Raw genomic sequence first — 19694 nt, forward strand, 5'->3', positions numbered from 1 at the left:
GCCGTCCGGTCACAGTGGTTTCCGCGACGACATCGCCGCACCGGACCACAACAAACCCTACCTCTGCCCCAACCATCCACCTGCCCCCGTCCGGCGACGTCACCCGGCCCGGTGAACGCCGCAGCCGGACTGGGCACTTCGTCAGTTTTCCCCCGTTGTCGCCGAGCGCAGGCGCTTGCCGATTGTGGTGAGGAACGGGTCTCGCAACGACTCGAAAGGTTGGTCGTCGACCATGTACGTCCAGGTCGAGCTGGGGCGGGTGACGTCCGACTGTTCCTTGTCCAGGCCCGACTTGGTGATGTGCGCCGTGTCCAGGTGGGCTGCCGCGGCTTCGTGGGCCGTTGGGAGCAGGGAGGCGAAGGCCCGCTGGGTTTCGGCGTGGAAGGCGTCGATGGGGTTTTGTCGCGCGAGGGCGCGCAAGTGGATGCCTTCTCGGAGGTCGGCGGTGCGGGCCAGGTGGTCGCTCCAGGCTCGGTCCAGGTCGTAGAGGAGGAGTTGGCGCGCGGCCTCGGCCAGGACCGACTCGCCCACCGCGGACTCCAGTTCGGCCCAGCGCTCCGGGCGCAGTTCGGCCAGGATCTCGGCGGCGGCGTCGCCGTGCAGGATGTCGTGGCGGTGGTCGAGGATCTCCTCGCGCTGGTGGTGGAGCTGTTGGTTGTAGCGCCATGTGGTGCGGTGCGTGTCGAGCAGCGCCCCCTCGGCCACCCGCTGCGCCTGTTCGACGTAGCGCCGGACCGCCGCGTCGCGGATTCGGCCGTCGGCCTCCACTCGGGCGGCTCGTGGCGGGGGGTCGATCGCGTAGCGGGTGATCGAATCGTCGTCCAGGCTGGTCAGGAAGACGGATGTGCCCGGGTCGCCCTGCCGACCGGCCCGACCGCGCAACTGGTCGTCGAGCCGCCGGGTGTGGTACCGGCCGACCCCCACCACCAGCAACCCGCCCAGTTCGGCTACCTGTTCGTGATCGGCGCCGTCCCGCCCGCCCAGCCGGATGTCCGTGCCGCGCCCGGCCATCTGGGTGGACACCGTGATCGCCCCGAGCGCCCCCGCCTCGGCGATGATCGCCGCCTCGCGGGTGTCGTCCCGGGCGTTGAGGATCGCGCAGTCCAGGCCCGACTCCCGGATCGCCGCGCCGATTTCCTCCGACTTGGCGACATCCCGAGTGCCCACCAGGATCGGCCGGCCGCTGGCATGCGCCCGCTGCACCAGGTCAAGCAGCGCGGCGTCCCGGGACTGCTCGCTGTCGTAGAGCCGGTCCGGCTCGTCGACCCGCACACACGGCATGTTGGTCGGCAGGTCGCCCGTCTCCAGGCGGTAGAACTCGCGCAGTTGCTCGGACACGATCACCGCGGTCCCGGTCATCCCGGCCACGGTCGGGTAACTCCCGATCAGGTCCTGGACGATCAACTGATCCAGGACCTCCCCGCGTGGCCCGGCGGTCAGGCCCTCCTTGGCCTCCACCGCCGCATGCAGCCCGTCCGGCCAGCGCTGCCGCTGCGCCAACCGACCCCGATTGGCGTCCACGAGCCGGATCCGGCCCTCCCGCACCAGGTAGTCGACATCGCGGCGGAGCAGCGCGCGGGCGTACAGCGCGACGTTGACCTGCGACAGGCGCTCGCCCATGTCGCGCGCGTACAGGTTGTCCACGCCGAACGCGCGCTCCATCTCGCTCACCCCCGCGTCGGTGAGGTGCACGCTCATCCCGTCCGACTCGGCCTCGTAATGCACGCCCTCGACCAGATCCGCGACCAGCCGGGCCGCCTCCGCCTCGTCCGAGCCCGCGGCCACGCCGCCGGCCAGGACCAGCGGGATCCGGGCCTCGTCGATCATGACCGCGTCGGCCTCGTCGACGATCGCCACATCGGGTGCGGGCAGCACCAACTCCGCGACCTCCGTGCGCAGTCGATCGCGCAGCGTATCGAAACCGACCTCGCTCACCGCGACGTGCACGACGTCCTCGGCGTAGGCCGTCTGCCGTTGGGTGCGGGTGGCCTCCTGGGTGACGTAGGCGACCCGTACGCCGAGCAACTCGTAGACGGGCCGCATCCATTCGGCGTCCCGGCGGGCCAGGTAGTCGTTGACGGACAGGACGTGTACCCGTCGGCCCTGGAGCGCGAACCCGGCCGCGGCCAGCGCGCCGACCAGGGTCTTCCCCTCGCCGGTGGCCATCTCCACCACCGTGCCGCGCAACAGGCTGAGCATGCCCAGGAGTTGTACGTCGAAGGCGCGCTCGCCCAGCGCCCGCCGGCCGGCCTCGCGGCCCAGCGCGCACAGTTCGACCAGGGCCTCCTCGTCCCAGGAAGTCCCGTGCGCCGCCGCCGACTTGCCCGTGCCACGGGCCGCGGAGCCCTGGGTGCCGCCGGCTCGGATCCGCAATGCGTCAGCCGCCGCGCGCAGTTCCGCGTCGGAGAGCCGACGCAGCGCCGACTCCCGCTCGCCCGCGCGTCTGACCAGGGGCCGCAGGCCGGTCGGCGCGACCGTTCCGGGTCTGCCCAGGAAGCGACGTACGGACCGGGTGAGAGCACCGGACGAGCTCACTGGGCCTCCAGTTCCGCGGGCGCGCGTGCACCCGTGTCGTCGACAGTCGACATACGATGCGGCGTGCCCTCGCGCATGCCACACCCCGGCCGCCGTACACCGCGCCCTCGGCCCGGACCCGGCCCGACGGCTCGCCCCGGCGAACCCGACACGACAACGAAACGAGATCTTCCCCTGTTCCCCACGCGGGGGACGGGTCGTCACGCGCGGGACGGGTGCCCGCGCGCCGGACGGGCCCGATCTCGGCGTCCGGCACCGGCGGCCCGACCGGGACGGGCCGCCGCGCGCGGGATGGGCCCTCGAACCGGCCGGGCAGGGCCTACACGCGCGCCGCCCCCGACCGCCCGAGCAGCACCCACAGCAGGAACGGCCCGCCGAGCACCGTGCTGACCACGCCGACCGGAATCTCCGCGCCGTCCAGCACGATCCGCCCCAGCATGTCGGCGAGCACGATCAGCATCGCGCCGACCAGCATCGAGCCCAGGATCGGCACCCGCAGCGGCCCGGCCAGTCGCCCGGCGATCACCGGCGCGGCCAGCGCGACGAAGCCCACCGGCCCGCAGATCCCGACCGCGAGACCGGCCAGGCAGACCGCCGCGATCAGGCAGATCAGCCGGATCCGCCCCGGATCCACGCCGAGCGAGGCGGCCGTCGAGTCGTCGAAGCGCAACACGTCCAGCTTGCGACCGAGGGCGAGCGCGAGCGGGACCAGTACGGCGAGTCCGATCAGTACCGGCCAGGCCACGTCGTAGCCGCGCCCGTTCAGGCTGCCCGAGCTCCACACGTACAGCGCGCTCGCCGAATCGAGCGAGCGCCGCGACAACACCACCTGGGTGATCGCGGAGGCCAGTGCGGACAGCGCCAGGCCCACCACCAGGACCCGATACCCGCGCTGCCCCAACCCACCGGCCACGGCGGTGACCACCACGACGGCCACCAGCGCGCCGATCGGCCCGGCCCACCACGCGCCGAACGTGCCACTGGCACTGAACGTGACGGACAGCAGTACGGCCGCCGTCGCACCGTCGTTGACCCCGAGCAACTCCGGCGTGGCCAACCGGTTTCGGGCCAACGTCTGGGTCAGGCAACCGGCGACGCCGAGTGCGGCACCGGCCGCGGCACCGGCGATGATCCGGCCGAGCCGGAACTCCCGTACCAACAACACGTCGAAGTGGTCACCGCGACCGAAGATCGCGTCGAACGTGCGCACCAGGCCCAGTTCGCGCTGCCCGGAGTAGACGGACAGCACGATCGCGCCGAGCAGCGCGGCGGCGAGCAAGGTCGTGGTCAGCAGCGCCCGACCGGGCAGCAGCAGGGACCACCGGCCCCGGCGCAGCACCAGGTGCTCGGGCAGGCTCCGCAACCGAACCGGCAGCCGGGCGGCGAGTCGGGAGGTGAGTCGGAAGGTGAGTCGGGACGTGGGTCGGGCGCCGAGTCGGGACGTGGGTCGGGCGGCCGGCCGGCCGCCGAGCCGGCTTCCGAGCGAGCGCCGCACGCGCCCGCCCCCGCCTCCGCCTCCGCCGACCGGTTGGGCACTGGGCGCATCCGTCAGTCCCAGCGCGCCCAATTTTTTCGACCGGACCACGCCGATCAGCAGCGGTGCGCCGATCAGCGCGACGATCACCGACACCGGCGCCTCGAACGGCCGGGCCACCACGCGGGCTGCGATGTCGGCGGCGGTCAGTACGGCCGCGCCGATCAGCGCGGCGCAGCACAGCTGGGCCGGGATCCGCGGGCCGACCAGGGTGCGGGCGAGGAAGCCGGCGAGCAGGCCGAGGAAGGAGATCGGGCCGACCAGGGCAACCGCGGACGCGGTGAGCAGGGTCACGGACAGCGCGACCAGGGCCCGGGTCAGCGTCGGTCGGTGACCGAGCCCTCGGGCCAGATCGTCGCCGAGGACCAGCGCGGACAACGACCGGGAGACGAGCAGGGCGAGCACGAACCCGCCCGCGAGCACCGGCGCCAGGCTGCCCAGCGAATCGAACCCCTGGATGCCGGCCAGCGAACCGAGCACCCAGAAGCGGAACCGGTCGTACGCCTCGGCCGAGTTGACGATCAGTACGTTGGTGATCCCGCCGAACGTCGCGCTCAGTGCCGCGCCCGCCAGGACCAGGCGCATCGGCGAACCGCCGCCACGCCGACCGGAGATCAGCAGGACGAGCAGCCCGGCCACCGCCGCGCCGGCGAACGCCCAGACCAGGTAGCCGTATCCGGTCTGCACGCCGACCAGGGTGATGCCCAGTACGACGCCGAGCGAGGCGCCCGCATTGACACCGAGCAGGCCGGTCTCGGCGAGCGGGTTGCGGGTGACCGTCTGGAGCAGGCAGCCGGCCGTCCCCAGCGCGGCGCCGGCGAGTAGCGCGGTGAGTGTACGTGGCAGGCGCAACTCCCGGATGACCAGGGTGAGATGGGTGTCGGAGCGGGCACCGTGCCGGTTGAACAGGTAGTCGAACGCGCCGCCGACGCCGACCTCGCCGGCGCCCACCGAGAGGGAGACTCCGGCCAGTACCAACACGGTGGTGACCAGCACGATCGAGGTGATCAGGACGGTGCGCCGGCCGTGCGGATGCCTGGAGAGCGCGTCGGCGCGGTGGTCCGAGCGCGGCTCGGGCGTCGCGTCGGTCGGGCCGTCCGAAAGGCTCGCGGGGTTTCGCGGAATCGGCTGATGCACAGTCATAAGGGGAGGCTAACCTAAGTAGTCGGGGCTCTTCGAGGTGCGCTCCGGTGCTGCTTCGGGTGCGCTCGGGGTGTGTCGGTGAGGTGTGGGTGGGGTGCGGGCGAGGTGTGGGCGGGGCGTGGGTGCGGTGCGCGCGGCGGTGTTCGGCGGGCCGTGCGGTGGTGTTCGGCGGCCCGTGCGGGCGCCGGGCCGACATCGACCATCAGTATGAGGTTAGGTTAGGCTCACCTAAATCCCGATCCGGGGGTTGTGTTCGCCGAGGGGAATTTCGTGCACCCATCAGACCTCGCCGGCCGCGTCGCGGTGGTCACCGGCGCCGCCCAGGGCATCGGCGCCGCCGTGGTCCGCGGGCTCCTCGAGCACGGCGCGACCGTTGCCGCCACCGACCGCGATCCGGTCGCCCTCAAGACCTTCACGAGCCTGCAGAGCCGCACGGCGAACGCCGACACCGGCACGGTGCTCGCCTATCCGCTCGACGTCACCGACGGCCCGGCGGTCACCGCCACGATGTCCGCGATCGAGCGGCACGTGGGCCCGATCGACATCCTGGTCAACGTCGCCGGTGTGCTGCACACCTCGCCGGTGACCGAACTCACCGACCGGGCCTGGGCCGACACCTTCGCGGTGAACAGCACCGGGGTCTTCCACACGAGTCGGGCCGTGGCCGGTCCGATGGCCGAGCGTGGTTCCGGCAACATCGTCACGGTCGGGTCCAACGCGGCGGGCATCCCGCGCACCGGCATGGCGGCGTACGCGGCATCCAAGGCCGCCGCCACAATGTTCACTCTGTGTTTGGGTTTGGAACTGGCGCGTAACGGCGTGCGCTGTAATGTGGTATCGCCCGGCTCCACGAACACCCCTATGCAGCACGCCCTTTGGACCGACGACGACGCGCCGCGACGGGTGCTCGACGGCGACCTGGCGAGCTACCGCACCGGGATTCCGCTGGGTCGCCTCGCCGAGCCCGCCGACATCGCCGAGGCGGTGCTGTTCCTCGTCTCGGACCGGGCCCGACACATCACCATGCACAACATGTACGTCGACGGCGGCGCGACGCTGCACGTCTGACGGATCGCCAACATCCGCGCCGCACCCGGCCGGTAGCCCTCTTCGGCCGGCACCCTCCGCCCGACGCGGCGGACCGACCTCGCCCGCACAGGCCGCACTTCGCCGGACACGTTACGGATCCGGACGCCCCGACCCGGCCGAACGACCGAGACACCCGCGCACGACGGCGCATGACCGCGCGGTGCCACCGAATCGACCGAACTGCCGCACCAGCCCGAGTCGCACGTACTCCGCACCACCCGAACCCGCGCACCACCCCGAGTCGCACGTACTCCGCACCACCCCGCCGGAGAATCAAAGGAGCCTCAGGTGACCACCCCAGAAGCCACCGGCCTCGCCACAGTCGGCGCGGCGACCGCGCTGCTCGACGCCTACCGGCCCGGCAGCGCGCGCTTCTTCGCCTCGCCCACCCGCACCCTGCTCGCCCACGGCGCCCAGGCCGAAGTCCCCGACGACACGCGGCCGTTGACCGAACGGGTGACGCATACCCTGGCCGCCGCGAGTCCGGTCGGCGGGCGGGCCCCGATCGTGCTCGGCGCGGTGCCGTTCGACCAGACCGGACGCGCCGCCCTGGTGGTCCCCGACGCGATCACGTGGGGACCGCCGCTGGCCGCCGACCCGCTGATCGCGCTGGCCGCGCCGGCGCCGCCCGCGACCGCGTGGGACGTTCGGCCCGTACCCGCGCCCGACGTGTACCGCGCGGGCGTCGCCGAGGCGGTCCGCCGAATACGCGCCGGGGCACTGGACAAGGTGGTCCTCGCCCGCACCCTGGAACTGCGCTCGGCCGACCCGTCGAACCTGCCGCTGCTGCTGCAACGCCTGGCCCGGCGCGACCCGCGCGGCTATACCTTCGCGGTCCCGGGAACAGCCCCTGGCCGCACACTGATCGGCGCCAGCCCCGAACTTCTGGTCTCCCGCACCGCCGGCCGCGTGGTGGCCAACCCGCTGGCCGGATCGGCCAGGCGCAGCGCGGATCTGGCCGAGGACGTACGCCGCGCGATGGCCCTGCTCGAATCCGAGAAGGACCTGCACGAACACGCCGTCGTGGTGGCCGCGGTACGCGCCGCGCTCGCTCCGCACTGCGCCACGCTGGACGTCCCCGATCGGCCCACCCTGGTCTGCACGGCCGCGATGTGGCACCTGTCCACCACCGTGACCGGCACCGTACACGCGGAAAACCCGGCCTCCGCCCTGGAGTTGGCCTGTGCACTGCATCCGACCCCGGCCGTCTGCGGCACCCCGGCCGGCACCGCGCGGCAAACCATCGCCGATCTCGAACCGTTCGACCGCGGCCTGTACACCGGCATGGTCGGCTGGGGCGACGCGGACGGCGACGGCGAATGGGTGGTGACCATCCGGTGCGCCGAGGCGGATGCGGACACGCTGCGCCTGTACGCGGGCGCCGGGATCGTGGCAGCCTCCTCGCCGGAGGCGGAAACCGCCGAGACGGAAGCCAAGTTCCGTACCTTTCTGCACGCGGTGACGGATGATCAGGCTGCGCCGACCGGGCCGATCCCGGCGGCGGCTGCTGCTGCCGCCGAGCAGAGCGTGGCGGGTCGGCGATGAGCGCGCGGTTCTCCGGGCCCGGGGTCGAGGCCGTGTCGCCCGCGGCGGCCTCCTCGGCGTCGCCCGCGTCGGCGGCGTCCTCTGCGTCCTCTGCGTCCCCCGCCTCGCCCCTCTGGCCCACCTGGCCCGCCGAGTTCGCCGAGCGCTACCGGGCCGCCGGGTGGTGGCGCGGCGAGACGTTCGGTGGCATGTTGCGCGAGCGAGCCGCCGCGCATCCCGAGCGGATCGCGATCGTGGACGGCGAGCGCCGCTGGACCTACCGCGAACTCGACGAGCGGGCCGACCGGTTGGCCGCCGGTCTGCTCGCGCGCGGGATCGCCAAGGGTGACCGCGTGGTGCTGCAACTGCCCAACGTGGCCGAGTTCTTCGCGATCGTCTTCGCACTGTTCCGGATCGGCGCCCTGCCGGTGTTCGCGCTGCCCGCGCACCGGGAGACCGAGATCGGCTACTTCTGCGCGTTCACCAAGGCCGTCGCCTACGTGATCCCGGACGTGTCCGAGGGCTTCGACCACCGGGTGCTCGCGAGCAAGGTACGGGCCGAAGTTCCGTCGCTGGCCCACATCCTGGTGGTCGGCGACCCCGGCGAACATACCGCGTTGGCGGACCTCGAACGCGACCCGGTCGAGATCACCGATCCGCCCGGTCCGGACGAACTCGCCTTCCTGCAACTGTCCGGGGGCAGTACCGGTGTGCCGAAGCTGATCCCGCGCACCCACGACGACTACATCTACTCGCTGCGCGGCTCCAATGAGATCTGCGCGGTGGACGCGGACAGCGTGTACCTGTGTGCGCTGCCCGCCGCGCACAACTTCCCGCTCAGCTCGCCCGGCACGCTGGGCGCGCTCTACGCCGGGGCCCGCGTCGTACTGTGCCCGCGACCCACACCCGACGTCGCCTTCGCGCTGATCGAGCGCGAGCGGGTGACGATCACCGGGGTGGTCCCGCCGCTTGCGCTGGCCTGGACCGAGGCGGCACAGCGCGGCGACTTCGACCCGAGCAGGCTGAGCAGCCTGCGCGTACTGCTGGTCGGCGGCGCCAAGTTCAGCGAGGAGGCCGCCCGGCGGATCACCCCGACGCTGGGCTGCACGTTGCAGCAGGTGTTCGGGATGGCCGAGGGCCTGGTCAACTACACGCGCCTGGACGACCCGGACGAGATCGTCGTCACCTCGCAGGGCCGGCCGATCTCGCCGGACGACGAGATCCGGATCGTCGACGACGCCGACGTGGACCTGCCCGACGGAGAGACCGGACACCTGCTCACCCGTGGCCCGTACACGATCCGCGGCTACTGGAACGCCCCCGAACACAACGCGAGTTCGTTCACGGCCGACGGCTTCTACCGCACCGGCGACGTGGTCCGCAGGCTGCCGACCGGCCACCTGGTGGTCGAGGGCCGGGCCAAGGACCAGATCAACCGGGGTGGGGAGAAGGTGGCCGCCGAGGAGGTGGAGAACCACCTGCTGGCCCACCCGTCGGTGCACGACGCGGCGGTGGTCGCGGTACCGGACGCCTACCTGGGCGAACGCACATGCGCGTACGTGATCCTGCGCGCGGGCGCCGAGCCGCTCAAGCCGGTCGCGATCCGACGCTTCGTCCGGGAGCGCGGCCTGGCCGGGTACAAGGTGCCCGATCATGTCGAGTTCGTCGAGACGTTCCCGTACACAGGCGTCGGCAAGGTCAGCAAGAAGGACCTGCGCGCGGCGATCGCGGCGGGGCTGGCGGAACACGCGGGCCGCTGAGCGGGGTCACCGATCAGACCTACCTTTACGTTCCTCCCTGATCCGTCCCTCATCCGTCCCTGATCCGTCCCTGATCCGTCCCTGATCCGTCCCTGATCCGTCCCTGATCCGTCCCTCATCCCTTCCTCTTCCCTATCCCTCCATCTCCCTGAAAGGCCGTCATGGCGCTGCCGAGGATCGCTCCCTACCCGATGCCGGACGCATCGGACCTGCCGACGAACCGGGTGGACTGGAGTGTCGACCCGGCGCGGGCCGTGTTGCTCGTGCACGACCTCCAGAACTACTTCCTCTCGGCGTTCCAACCGCTCACCTCGCCGGTGACCGAACTGCTCGCAAACGTCGCCTACTTGAAGGCCGAGTGCGATCGGCTCGGCGTACCGGTGGTCTACTCCGCGCAGCCCGGTGGCCAGACCGCCGAACAGCGTGGCCTGCAACAGGACTTCTGGGGCCCGGGCCTCCCGGACGACCCGCACGCGGCGGCCATCGCGCCGGCCGTGGCGCCGGGTCCGGCCGACACGGTGCTGACGAAGTGGAAGTACAGCGCCTTCGTCCGCACCGAACTGCGCGAGTGGATGCGCGAACACGGGCGCGACCAACTGGTGATCGTCGGGGTGTACGCGCACATCGGCGTGATGACCACCGCGTGCGACGCGTGGATGCAGGACATCCAGGCCTTCGTGGTGGGCGACGCGGTGGCCGACTTCACCTCCGACAACCACCGGATGGCACTGGACTGGGCCGCCGCGAACTGCGCGGTGGTCACCGACACGAAGTCCCTCTTCACGGGAAAGCAGGCGGTCCGGTCATGACCTCGACGCTGACCCTCGACCTGATTCGCGCCGACGTCGCCGAGATCCTCGGCGAGGATCCGACGGAGATCCCCGCCGACGAGAACCTGGTCGACTACGGGCTCGACTCGGTCCGGGTGATGGCCCTGATCGAACGCTGGTCCCGCGAACACGGCGTGACGGTCGACTTCGCGGACCTGGCGGAGCGGCCGACGTTGGAGGGATGGGCGGAACTCGTCGCGTCGCGGGGGTAGTTCATGACCGTTGCCGCATGATCAGTCCCCGGTGGTGAGGGCCGCGAGCAGGCGGCGGGCCTCCGTTTTGCTGCGGGAACTGCCTGGGGTGGCTGCTTCTTGGAGGCCGGGGATGTGGTCCTTGGCGTTGGTTTTGCCGGCTACGTGGACCGCCAGTTCGAGGAGGTCGGCGTGCCGGGTGGGGGGTTGGGGAGCCGCGAGGGTGTGGGGGAGGGCGGCGCGTAGGAGGGACCAGATCTGCGGCGCGGCGCCCGCGTCGGCTAGGTCGCGCAGGTGCTGGACGATGCGCGTCAGGGTCAACTCGTCCTGGGCTGCCAGGTGGCCCAGGGTGTCGCCGAGCAGGGTGCCGTCCAGTTGGTCGCGGGCGGCCAGGATGGACAGGGCGTCGGCGGCGTGGGTGCGGTCGGTATGGTCTCGGGCGTTCAGGCCGTGGGCCAGGGCGAGGGTGAGGCCCGCGCCGATCGGGCCGTCTGCGCCGGCGAGCATGGGCAGCAGACGGCCGTCACCTCGGCCGGCCAGGGTGCGGTGGGCGAACTGGGGGACCAGGTGGGCGGCGATCAGGTCTCGGTCCGCGGGCAGGAACGAGGGTAGGCAGGGGGCCCAGTACGTCGTGGGATGACCGCGATAGCCGTCCGGGAGCCACTGTTCCGGCGTGGTCAGCCCGAGGCGGCTGCCGGTGGGCACGATCGCGAGGGTGGCCGTCACCGGTTGGCGGAGACGGTAGCCGTGGCGGCCCCGGTCGGTGGTCCGGCGTACGAGCCGGCCCGGGTCGGCGGCCGGGGTGTGGCCGGTGGCCAGGCGGTGGGCCGCGCGGATGGCGGATGGGGTGCCCAACGAGGCTGCCTGCTCGGCGAGTTCCGGTTCCGGTGGGATCGGGAGTCGGCGCAGGGCGTGTTCCAGGTCGAACGGCCAGGGGTCGCGGCCTTGGGCTGCCGCTCGGGCAAGTCGGGCGACGAGTACGGATGGGTCGATCAGGCCGTTGGTGTGGGTGGGTTCGGAAAGCAGTTCCGGGCCGGGGGCGTAGGCCAGGCCGATAGCGATCGCGCGTAGGCGGCGGGGGTAGATCTCGTGTAGCGGGGCCGACTTCGGGCGTTTGACGAGCGCTCGCCAGTGGTGGTCGCCTGGGGTCGGATCGGCGCCGGGGTAGGAGGCGCCGAGGGCGCCTCGGGCCGGGGCGGACGCCGCCGCGACGACGAGCATCAACTCGTTGTGGTAGTAGTCGAACTGCCGGTAGGGATCGTCGCCGGGGTGCCAGGCGGGGAATTCGGTGGGCAGGAACGGGTCTCGCGCGAAGATCGGCGCCAGGGCGCTACGCAGCTCGGTCCGGTCGGCAGTGCCGAATGTGACGAGGGCCGCGAGTATGCGCTCGACCGCGACCGGGTCGAGTTCGGCGGCGAATCGGCGGCGCAGTAGGGCGATTTCGGCGGCCAACTCGGCGACATCCACGATGGGCGGTGGCATCGGTTCGGGGGCGAAGGAGGCGAACGGGGTTAAAGGGGTGAAGGGGGTGAACTCGGGTGGCGGCGGGGGTTCCGGGCTGGGCACTCCGACTCCGGCATTGCCGCCGAGGCGGCTCCGCTGGTCGGCGGGCAAATCCCGGGCAGCGGTGGCGAGTTGGGCGCGGCTGCGGTGATCCGCGTAGCCGAGCCAGTGCAGCGCTGATGACACCGCGCGGCGCTGGAGGTCGGCCGCCTGTTGACCGAATGCGAGCGCGAGGATCGGCAGGACCGCCGGGGCGCACGCGGCGGGATCGCGGGCGATCACCGTGTCCAACCAGGTCAGCGCGCCGCGTACGAGCTTCTTCTCGGTCCGGGTGAAGACGGCACCGGCGGCGTCGAGGACCACCGGGAACGGGAGTCGGCCGGCGCGATCGGCGCGGATCAGGGCGGTCAGCGCGACGCCGGCGACCGGGCCCGGGGCCATCGTCAGCATGACCACCAATTCCCGCGCGTGTAGCGCTGTTTCGTCCGGGGTCGGTTCGAGCGCGGTGAACACCCGCAGATATCCGGTGAGTTCGCCCGGTCGGCCAGGTCGGCCGAGCCGGCCGACGCAGGCGGTCAGCACATCCGCCCGGTCGACCTGCCCCTCGGCGATCAACAGCGGGAAGGTGTCCGGCCAGGACGACCACCGGCCGAAGACCGCGCCGACGCCGTCCACTTCGAACAGGCGCAGGAGCAGCGCGGCGCCCTGCTCGTGGTTCCGGCGTAGCCGGAGGCCGGCCGGTGAAGTGCCGCCGGGCTGCGGCGCGCGTAGCCAGGCCAGTACGTACCCGTTGCTGAGCGGCGGGGGAGTGCCGGTGGCCACGGCGAGGGCCTCGACCAGCAGGTATCGATCGTGCGCCCCCGGCCGCCGGGTCGGCAGTCGCTCGGCCAACCGCGCCATCAGGGTCGGCAGCCAGTTCGGCGCCCGGTCGCGCAACGCGGCCATGACCAATGCGACGGCGTAGTCATCGGTGTATACGTTCGGTGTCCAGGTGGAGCCCATCCGATTTCGCCCCAACCACGCGGCGAGCGGCGTGGCCCCTGGGAGCAGCGCCGCGCCCGCGACGGCCAACGCGGTCATCCGGGGCCGGACGCCGTTCGCCCGCTCGGCCCGCTCGTAGGCGACGAGCGGCCCGGCGAGCGCCTTCCGCTCGGCGGCGTCAAGCCCACGCAACGCGGCCTCGACCCGGGCGGCATCCCCGGCATCGATCAACTCGCGCAGCAAGGCCCACTCGGTCATCACGCCTCACCCTTCGGCCCGCCGCCGCGCGGGTACGCGACCGGCACACCGTGCCGGCGACGGAACCGTCCCCGGCACCCACAGCGCAGCGGGACCAGGACCGGTCCGGCGGATCATAGCGGCTTCGGAGATCCACTCCGAGCGATGGAACAGGTGGGAGCCGGCGCAAAATGCCTCGACATCGGTCACGGTAATCGGGGAGGCTTCGCGCGATGACCAGAATCGACGACACGCCGCCCGCGTGGGACGAGCGCACCCAGCTCACCACGTTTCTCGACTACGCACGTGGCACCGCCCGGGCCAAGTGCGCCGGCGTCTCCGCGGAGAACGCCCACAAGGCGCTGCTGCCGGGCTCGCCGCTGATGACCATGAGCGGAGTGATCAATCACCTTCGCTGGGTCGAGTACTCCTGGTTCCAGGTGGTCTTCCTCGGCGAGGAGGATCAGGGCCCCTGGACCGAGGAGGACCCCGACCGCGAGATGCGCATCGCCGTCGACTTCCCGCTCACGCAGTTGCTCGACGAATACGACGAACAGAGCGCCCGCTACCGCGAACTGGTCGCCGCGAGCGGCCTGGACGATCGGGCCAAGCGAGCCGTCCGCAACGGCCGCCACGTCGACCTGCGCTGGATCATCCTCCACCTCACCGAGGAGACGGCCCGTCACAACGGTCACCTGGACATCCTGCGCGAGATGCTCGACGGCACGACCGGCGACTAGGCCGTGTCTGACACATAGGCAGGGGTCAGGTGGACAGACAGGTGTACCGACCGAGCCCGTCCGCGATCGCAGACGGCGACCCCATCGGGACGGGGCGATGCGACGGAGGTCGGGAATGGGCGCGACGTACAATCGCGGTGCGGGCGAAGCGCCAGGCCGACATTCCGGCACCGGTATGAGGGAGAGGCCAGGATGTTCGGTTCGAAGAAGAAAAAGAAGCAGATCAACGATCTGATGGCGCAGCTCAGGCCCGACCTGAGTCGGGAATCGCTCGGCGTCGGGCCCGACTTCCCGGGCGTCGCCCCGAACCCCTTCCTGAGCGGTGATGCCCGGAAGCGCAATGCGGAACTGCGTACAGGGGCGCTTGCGCTCGGCGTTCTCGTCGACTGGCGCGAGGTCAACAGCAATCCACGCGTGGTCCTGATGTTCGACGTGGAGACCGCCGACGGCATCTCGTTCCGCGGTATCGCAGACGAAACCCTCACGATCACCGAGCTCACCCGACTCGCCCCGGGACAGACGTTGCCCGTGCGCTACCGGCCGGCCGCCATGGACCACTACGTCTGCCTTGCCCGGGACGCGGACCCGGCCCACGTGCAGCAGCTCTCCGACGAGATCGCGAGCCGCAAGCGGACCTGACCCCAAGCCATTGGCCTGTTCCGCCGGTGGCAGCGGGACGGCACCCGGCAACGGATCTTCACCCGGCTCCAGTCCCCGGCCGACGCGAAGGCGGCGATCACGTGGGACCCGAGCGTCGACTCCACGGTGTGCCGCGCTCATCAGCATGCGGCCGGGGCCCGCAAGGAGGGCGACGTGCAGAAGGAACCGTCGGGCGGCGTCCTCGCCGAGCCCGTGGACCACGGACCGGGAAGGTCGCGCGGCGAGTTCACCACCAAGCTGCACCTGGCCGTCGAGCCGGGCCGGAAGCCATGGTCGCGGCCATCAACGAGTGGCTGTGACCAGGACCCTCACAGGGTGCTCCGCTCGGACGGTGCCACCGCCGCACAGGCACCAGCGATCGCTTCCGTGTCCCAGTAGAAAGGTCGGACTTCAGCGATCTGCCCATCCTTGATCTTGACCGTCTGCAAGATCGGGAACGCGAGCTCGCGGCCGGTGGAACGAGCTCGAGCACGGACCTGGGTGAGTACCACCGCAGTCTCGCCAGTGGCGAGGAATTCCTGCTCCGCCATGTCGAACGACTCCCACACCCGACTCATGGCGAGGAAGAACCCTTCCATGCCCTCGTGTCCACGCCAGATGCCGCCATAGGGCAGCGCCTCGGCTTGATGCAGCACGACATCAGGCGCGAAGAACGGAGCAAGCAGGCCGAACGAGGCCGCGCCCGGGCCTCCGGCTGCCAAGTACTCAGCCTCAGCTGCATACATGCCAGTAAGGACAGTTACCGAGTCGGAGGCGAAAGAAGCTGTCATGCCGTCACTGTGATCTACCGCGACGGATCACGCCGGCGGCAATCAGACATCGAGCTGTGGTCCGGAGAGCGCTTTCGATACAAGCCCTGGATCCGGCGGAGATCACGGGCGGAGCCGGAGCCGGATCGAGGCTCGTCGGGGCGGTGCTGCCGGGGCGTGCGTCCTTTCCCGATACTCGTGACGCCTTCCTGCGGGCCCCGGCGGCGAGTATCCGTAGCAGGCCACCGACGAATAGGTGCCTGGGCTACCGCCGTAAACCGTCACCCCCTGGGGGTGGGGCAGGAGATGGGCCCACGTCGGCGCCGGCCGGGGTGGCCGGTGCGACGCCTCCGGGGAGGAGGCTACCCGCGATCAGCGCGGCCGTGGAGTTGTTGTGGATCTTCATGCGCGTTCTCCTTTGGGTCCGTGGGTCCGTGGGTCCATGGGTGCGTGGGTCCGTGGGTGGAACCGGGTCCTGGAGCGGCCCGAGGCGGGGGCTCAAGCGGCCCGCTTTCCGATGAGAATGCGCGTACCCGAGGACCTGGGGCCAGGTATGAGGCTGTGGGCCCAATTGACGCGAATCGCCACTCGGGCGCGGATGTTGGGTCATGCTCGGGCTTGAAGCGACCACGCGGGACCAGGGGGACGCATGCAGGAAATGGTTTTCGGTGTGTCCGACATGGCACGGATCGGATTCGCCACCTCTCCGATGGACCATCTGATCCTCGGGATGATCCCGCGCGAGGCGGCCCACTACGTCGGGGGCTCGGCGGTGCGCGATCGCTGGTGGCGGAGCATGCGTGGCCATGTGCCCCGGAGCGCGGGTCCGTTGATGGAACTGTGTGCCGCGAGCCCGTCCGGCCTTCCGGATTTCATGAGTGCCGAGATCGATGGCGAACGGCGCCTCATCGGCGACGAACTCGACGCCATCCGCTCGGTGTCGGACGAGCAGGTTCACGCGGACCTGTTCCGTGCCTACGAGTCCCGGAGCGACCCGGCCGATACCGAGGGGAACGGCACACGGAAGTCTGAACCCCCGCGCATCGTGCAGGAGTTACGCGATGAGGGTAGTGACGGGCTGCGCCGCCTGACCAAGGCGGCCTGGGCCTTGTACACCGAGTGCCTGGCCCCCGAATGGCCGGACATCCAACGGCAGTTACACGCCGACATCTCGCGTCGGCTGCACGTCGCGGCGAAGACCGGGGTCGGGGCCCTGCTGGAGGGGCTGCATCCAAGGCTCAGCTGGCACGACGACGGGACCCTCCGGTATGCCGAGGTGCCGAGGTGGGCCGACGAAACCTTCGAACTCGGCGGACTCGGCCTGGAACTGAGGCCCTCGGTCTTCCTCGAAGAAGGGATCGGGTTCCTGCTTCAGAAGGGACGCCGGCCGGCGCTCTTCCACCCGGTCGGCCCGGGGCTCCACCGCGACCGGCCCGCACCCGGTCTGGACGGGCTGGTGATCCTGGTCGGCCCCGCACGCGCCAGGGCCCTGCGGGCGGTCGGCCGGGGACCGTGCACGACCAAGGAACTCGCGGACCGGCTGGGCATTGCCGCGTCCTCGACCTCCGCCCACACCAATGCGCTGCGGGCCGCCGGGACGATCACCACGACGCGAAACGGCCGCGAGGTCCGCCACGCACTCACCTGCCTCGGCCACGACTTGCTCGCCACGAACCCTGAACCAGGCTTTTGCTGACGTTGTCGGGGCGATGTCGATCCCCGTCAGGGCCGAGGCGGGGGAGCCGATACGCGCTGATTGACCGAACTCGGGGCGTCGCGAAGGTGGTTCGCTGTGTGTTGCCGGTCAGCGCCGCGCCGGCTACATGCCCGCAACGAGTGCGCCGCCGGTCGGGTCGGCGAACGGCGATTCATCCGGAACCGATCGGCGGCGTTGTGGTTGTCAGGCTTTGAGCGCGCGTACGAGTTTGGATCCATGCACTCGGGTCGACTTCGCGGTGGCCTCGGTCGGCCCAACGATTCGGCGTGCCCGCCACGGCCGCGTGGTGACTCGCCGGTCGGCCCAGGAGACGATGATTCGCCCGGGACCGATCGGCGCCGTTCGGGTCAGCCCTGCTGTACGCCGGCGATGAACGCGCGGAACTGGTCGTACCCGAACGCCAGTACAGGGCTGTCGTGGAGCTTTGAGTCGCGGGCGCCCACGATGGTCGGGAGGAAGGCGGTCTCGACGCACGAGCCGTCCGTACCGCTGTGGCTGCTCTTGAACCACACGGCGTTCGTGAAGCCGGAAGGGTTGGTGCTCATTTCATCTCCCTTTCGATGCGTTGCAGCATCGTGACTGTTTCGCCCGGATCGTTTGCTGCGCCCACCAGTTGATCCCGTGCCTGCTGCCGACAGGCCTCGACGGTGCCCGGCACGCGGGTGGCCCGCTGATCAGTGTGGTGTGTACCTCCGGCATGTACGCCGAACGCGCGTCGGCGATAAGCCACTTGCACCCGGAGAAGCGGAGGCGCCTGGAGGCCGTCATCGCCCCTCACGCGGAGGTGATCCGCGCCTGCGCTGAGGCGGCGGATCCCATACGGGCTGACTGATCGAACTCGCGGGTAGTTCACCGTCCGTCGCCGGTCAGAGCTGTGCGCCGGCTACGTGCCCGCAACGAGTGCGCCGCCGGTCGGGTCGGCGAACGGCGATTCATCCGGAACCGATCGGCGGCGTTGTGGTTGTCAGGCTTTGAGCGCGCGTACGAGTTCGGTCCAGGCGGTGGGGGTGATTTCGAGGTGGCCGCGGGTGCGGTCTTTGGTGTCGCGTACTCCGGTCTTGGTCGCTAAGGGGGCGGCCTCGACGCACGCGTTGTTGTCGCTGCTGTAGCTCGCGGTCCGCCAAGGCGCGGAGTCGATTTTGGTCACGTCAGTGCGTCCAATCTCGCTTGAATCAGAGCCCGACTTGCTTCTGCCGTCACGCATGTCTCCCTGGTACGAGACAACTTGCGGTCGAAGCGCGCCAAGTCTCTGTGTGTCTCTCTGAACGTAGCCCCGTCCTGGTACTCGACGTAGACCACGCTCGGATCGTCCGGGGTCGCAAACTCCAGTATCGAGCACTCACCGCCGATCAGGAACGGGGCGGTAAAAGGAGCGATCAACACTTCCACGTTGGGAAGGTTACTTACCTGGAGAAGGTGGGCCAACTGCTCTCGATGCACGTCCAAGCTCCCGATCCGGGCATGAAGCAGGGCCTCTCCCAGGAGTGCGGTGTACTCGACAGGAGACGTGTCGGTGAGGAGCTTCTGTCGTCGGGTCCGGATTTCCACCAGTGCCGATGCGTCGTCGGGATCCGTGACGAACGGGCTGGCTGCGATGACCGCCCGGGCGTATGCGGGTACCTGAAGGAGGCCCGGAATCCAACAGCTCGTAGCGGTTACGATGCGGGCGGCCTCATTCTCCAGGGAGATGAGTTCTTCGTAGGACCCGGTCAGGATGTCGCGATAGCTCGCCCACCACTGCACGTCCCGGCCGTTCTCCCGCCACCCCTCCATGGAGTCCAAGTCGGCGGTCGAGAAGCCGTAAAGAGTGCCGAGTTTGACCATGTCGTGCCGACTGATGGGGGACTTCGCGTTCTCGATGCGCGAGACCTTCGATCCGTCCCAGCCGAACTCGGCGGCAACCTGGTCCAGCGTCCAACCGAGCCGCTTGCGTCCGTCCTTGAGCTTGGCGCCCAAGCGCCTGCGCGCGTACCCCGGTGTCGTTCCCATGGATCCCCTTTTCGTTCCAATTGCGGACTCATCGTGCCACCCAACGAACCGTCCCCTGGGGTGATTTATCTTGATGAGTTCAGGCATGCAACTTGCATGAGGGTTGGTGTAGATGTCAGGCTGAGAGTCAGCGTACAGCTACCGTCGGTGAATTCGGGCCGCCGGCAGCGCCCTGCCCTGACTCATTGGGGGGCCACGATGGCCGACTACGAAACGCCGCCTCCGCCGGGGGCGACACCGACGTCGACGCATTCTTCGAGCAGCGCTTTGGCCGAACGATCCGAGGTTCTTGGTTGGGCAAAGTCGGAAGCCGGCCGGGGTCTACTCCGGAGGTGTGCGCCGACAAGCGCGCCGCGCTCTGAGTGCCGCCGGTGTGGTTATCGGGTATCCGTAGCCGGAATCGTGCCACCCGGTGAGCCGGCGGCGTACGGCTGATCATCGAATTCTTCTTCTCCGCAGGCCGATTGGGCCTGACGGAAGGGACGCCGGCGCCGAGCGTCGGCCAAGCGGCG

Annotated in this window: 15 protein-coding genes; 8 read left to right on the top strand and 7 right to left on the bottom strand. The window is 70.5% G+C overall.

The features are described 5' to 3' along the window. Positions 1–141: 141 nt before the first annotated feature. Together secA2 and fhuB are read right to left on the bottom strand one after the other, a co-directional pair. On the bottom strand, positions 142–2535 hold the full coding sequence (gene secA2, locus ABIA38_RS37210; protein ID WP_424643396.1) for an accessory Sec system translocase SecA2: 2394 nt from the start codon (positions 2533–2535) through the stop codon (positions 142–144). Between the two features lie 319 nt (positions 2536–2854). Continuing rightward, positions 2855–5212 (bottom strand): Fe(3+)-hydroxamate ABC transporter permease FhuB, encoded by a 2358-nt coding sequence (gene fhuB, locus ABIA38_RS37215; protein ID WP_424643397.1) that lies wholly within the window; start codon positions 5210–5212, stop codon positions 2855–2857. Between the two features lie 270 nt (positions 5213–5482). On the opposite strand from fhuB, the gene ABIA38_RS37220 reads away from it, so the two are divergent. From ABIA38_RS37220 to ABIA38_RS37240, 5 genes are all read left to right on the top strand, one after another. Then, positions 5483–6280 carry a 2,3-dihydro-2,3-dihydroxybenzoate dehydrogenase gene (locus ABIA38_RS37220; RefSeq protein ID WP_424643398.1) on the top strand — a complete coding sequence of 266 codons (798 nt, stop codon included), beginning with the start codon at positions 5483–5485 and terminating at the stop codon, positions 6278–6280. A gap of 309 nt (positions 6281–6589) precedes the next feature. Further along, positions 6590–7846, top strand: coding sequence for an isochorismate synthase (locus ABIA38_RS37225; protein WP_424643399.1), 1257 nt, complete (start codon positions 6590–6592; stop codon positions 7844–7846). Then, the gene (locus ABIA38_RS37230; RefSeq protein ID WP_424643400.1) at positions 7843–9585 is read left to right on the top strand and encodes a (2,3-dihydroxybenzoyl)adenylate synthase; all 1743 of its coding nucleotides are present in this window, start codon (positions 7843–7845) and stop codon (positions 9583–9585) included. Before ABIA38_RS37225 ends, ABIA38_RS37230 begins: the two co-directional genes overlap by 4 nt. Before the next feature lie 161 nt (positions 9586–9746). Beyond that, the gene (locus tag ABIA38_RS37235) at positions 9747–10394 is read left to right on the top strand and encodes an isochorismatase family protein (protein WP_424643401.1); all 648 of its coding nucleotides are present in this window, start codon (positions 9747–9749) and stop codon (positions 10392–10394) included. Next, the gene (locus tag ABIA38_RS37240; protein ID WP_424643402.1) at positions 10391–10627 is read left to right on the top strand and encodes a phosphopantetheine-binding protein; all 237 of its coding nucleotides are present in this window, start codon (positions 10391–10393) and stop codon (positions 10625–10627) included. The genes ABIA38_RS37235 and ABIA38_RS37240 overlap by 4 nt, the downstream gene beginning before the upstream one ends. Before the next feature lie 21 nt (positions 10628–10648). Here the strand turns inward: ABIA38_RS37240 and ABIA38_RS37245 are convergent, their stop codons facing one another. After that, a complete protein-coding gene (locus ABIA38_RS37245) occupies positions 10649–13348 on the bottom strand; it encodes a DUF6493 family protein (RefSeq protein WP_424643403.1) in 2700 nt (899 codons plus the stop codon). A 212-nt stretch (positions 13349–13560) separates the two neighbouring features. On the opposite strand from ABIA38_RS37245, the gene ABIA38_RS37250 reads away from it, so the two are divergent. Further along, positions 13561–14067, top strand: coding sequence for a DinB family protein (locus ABIA38_RS37250; RefSeq protein ID WP_424643404.1), 507 nt, complete (start codon positions 13561–13563; stop codon positions 14065–14067). Between the two features lie 192 nt (positions 14068–14259). After that, positions 14260–14706, top strand: coding sequence for a hypothetical protein (locus ABIA38_RS37255; protein ID WP_424643405.1), 447 nt, complete (start codon positions 14260–14262; stop codon positions 14704–14706). Between the two features lie 329 nt (positions 14707–15035). Here the strand turns inward: ABIA38_RS37255 and ABIA38_RS37260 are convergent, their stop codons facing one another. Next, positions 15036–15497 carry a nuclear transport factor 2 family protein gene (locus ABIA38_RS37260; RefSeq protein ID WP_424643406.1) on the bottom strand — a complete coding sequence of 154 codons (462 nt, stop codon included), beginning with the start codon at positions 15495–15497 and terminating at the stop codon, positions 15036–15038. A 658-nt stretch (positions 15498–16155) separates the two neighbouring features. Between ABIA38_RS37260 and ABIA38_RS37265 the strand changes: the two genes are divergently transcribed. Next, positions 16156–17172 (top strand): ArsR/SmtB family transcription factor, encoded by a 1017-nt coding sequence (locus tag ABIA38_RS37265; protein WP_424643420.1) that lies wholly within the window; start codon positions 16156–16158, stop codon positions 17170–17172. Positions 17173–17540: 368 nt separating this feature from the next. Here the strand turns inward: ABIA38_RS37265 and ABIA38_RS37270 are convergent, their stop codons facing one another. The 3 genes from ABIA38_RS37270 to ABIA38_RS37280 form a co-directional block, all read right to left on the bottom strand. Then, positions 17541–17738 (bottom strand): DUF397 domain-containing protein, encoded by a 198-nt coding sequence (locus ABIA38_RS37270; protein WP_424643407.1) that lies wholly within the window; start codon positions 17736–17738, stop codon positions 17541–17543. Between the two features lie 419 nt (positions 17739–18157). Then, positions 18158–18340 (bottom strand): DUF397 domain-containing protein, encoded by a 183-nt coding sequence (locus tag ABIA38_RS37275; RefSeq protein WP_424643408.1) that lies wholly within the window; start codon positions 18338–18340, stop codon positions 18158–18160. Beyond that, positions 18337–19269 (bottom strand): helix-turn-helix domain-containing protein, encoded by a 933-nt coding sequence (locus ABIA38_RS37280; RefSeq protein WP_424643409.1) that lies wholly within the window; start codon positions 19267–19269, stop codon positions 18337–18339. The genes ABIA38_RS37275 and ABIA38_RS37280 overlap by 4 nt, the downstream gene beginning before the upstream one ends. Positions 19270–19694: the final 425 nt, after the last annotated feature.

Origin of the sequence: Embleya sp. AB8 (genome assembly GCF_049739465.1) — a bacterium.
GTDB lineage: Bacteria > Actinomycetota > Actinomycetes > Streptomycetales > Streptomycetaceae > Embleya.

Excerpts from the sequence above, each read along its gene's own strand:
- ABIA38_RS37245 (WP_424643403.1), bottom strand. The coding sequence starts at position 13,348 with ATGACCGAGTGGGCCTTGCTGCGCGAGTTGATCGATGCCGGGGATGCC.
- ABIA38_RS37265 (WP_424643420.1), top strand. The coding sequence starts at position 16,156 with ATGGCACGGATCGGATTCGCCACCTCTCCGATGGACCATCTGATCCTC.
- fhuB (WP_424643397.1), bottom strand. The coding sequence starts at position 5,212 with ATGACTGTGCATCAGCCGATTCCGCGAAACCCCGCGAGCCTTTCGGAC.
- ABIA38_RS37235 (WP_424643401.1), top strand. The coding sequence starts at position 9,747 with ATGGCGCTGCCGAGGATCGCTCCCTACCCGATGCCGGACGCATCGGAC.
- ABIA38_RS37240 (WP_424643402.1), top strand. The coding sequence starts at position 10,391 with ATGACCTCGACGCTGACCCTCGACCTGATTCGCGCCGACGTCGCCGAG.
- ABIA38_RS37230 (WP_424643400.1), top strand. The coding sequence starts at position 7,843 with ATGAGCGCGCGGTTCTCCGGGCCCGGGGTCGAGGCCGTGTCGCCCGCG.
- ABIA38_RS37250 (WP_424643404.1), top strand. The coding sequence starts at position 13,561 with ATGACCAGAATCGACGACACGCCGCCCGCGTGGGACGAGCGCACCCAG.
- ABIA38_RS37260 (WP_424643406.1), bottom strand. The coding sequence starts at position 15,497 with ATGACAGCTTCTTTCGCCTCCGACTCGGTAACTGTCCTTACTGGCATG.
- ABIA38_RS37255 (WP_424643405.1), top strand. The coding sequence starts at position 14,260 with ATGTTCGGTTCGAAGAAGAAAAAGAAGCAGATCAACGATCTGATGGCG.
- ABIA38_RS37280 (WP_424643409.1), bottom strand. The coding sequence starts at position 19,269 with ATGCCTGAACTCATCAAGATAAATCACCCCAGGGGACGGTTCGTTGGG.
- ABIA38_RS37270 (WP_424643407.1), bottom strand. The coding sequence starts at position 17,738 with ATGAGCACCAACCCTTCCGGCTTCACGAACGCCGTGTGGTTCAAGAGC.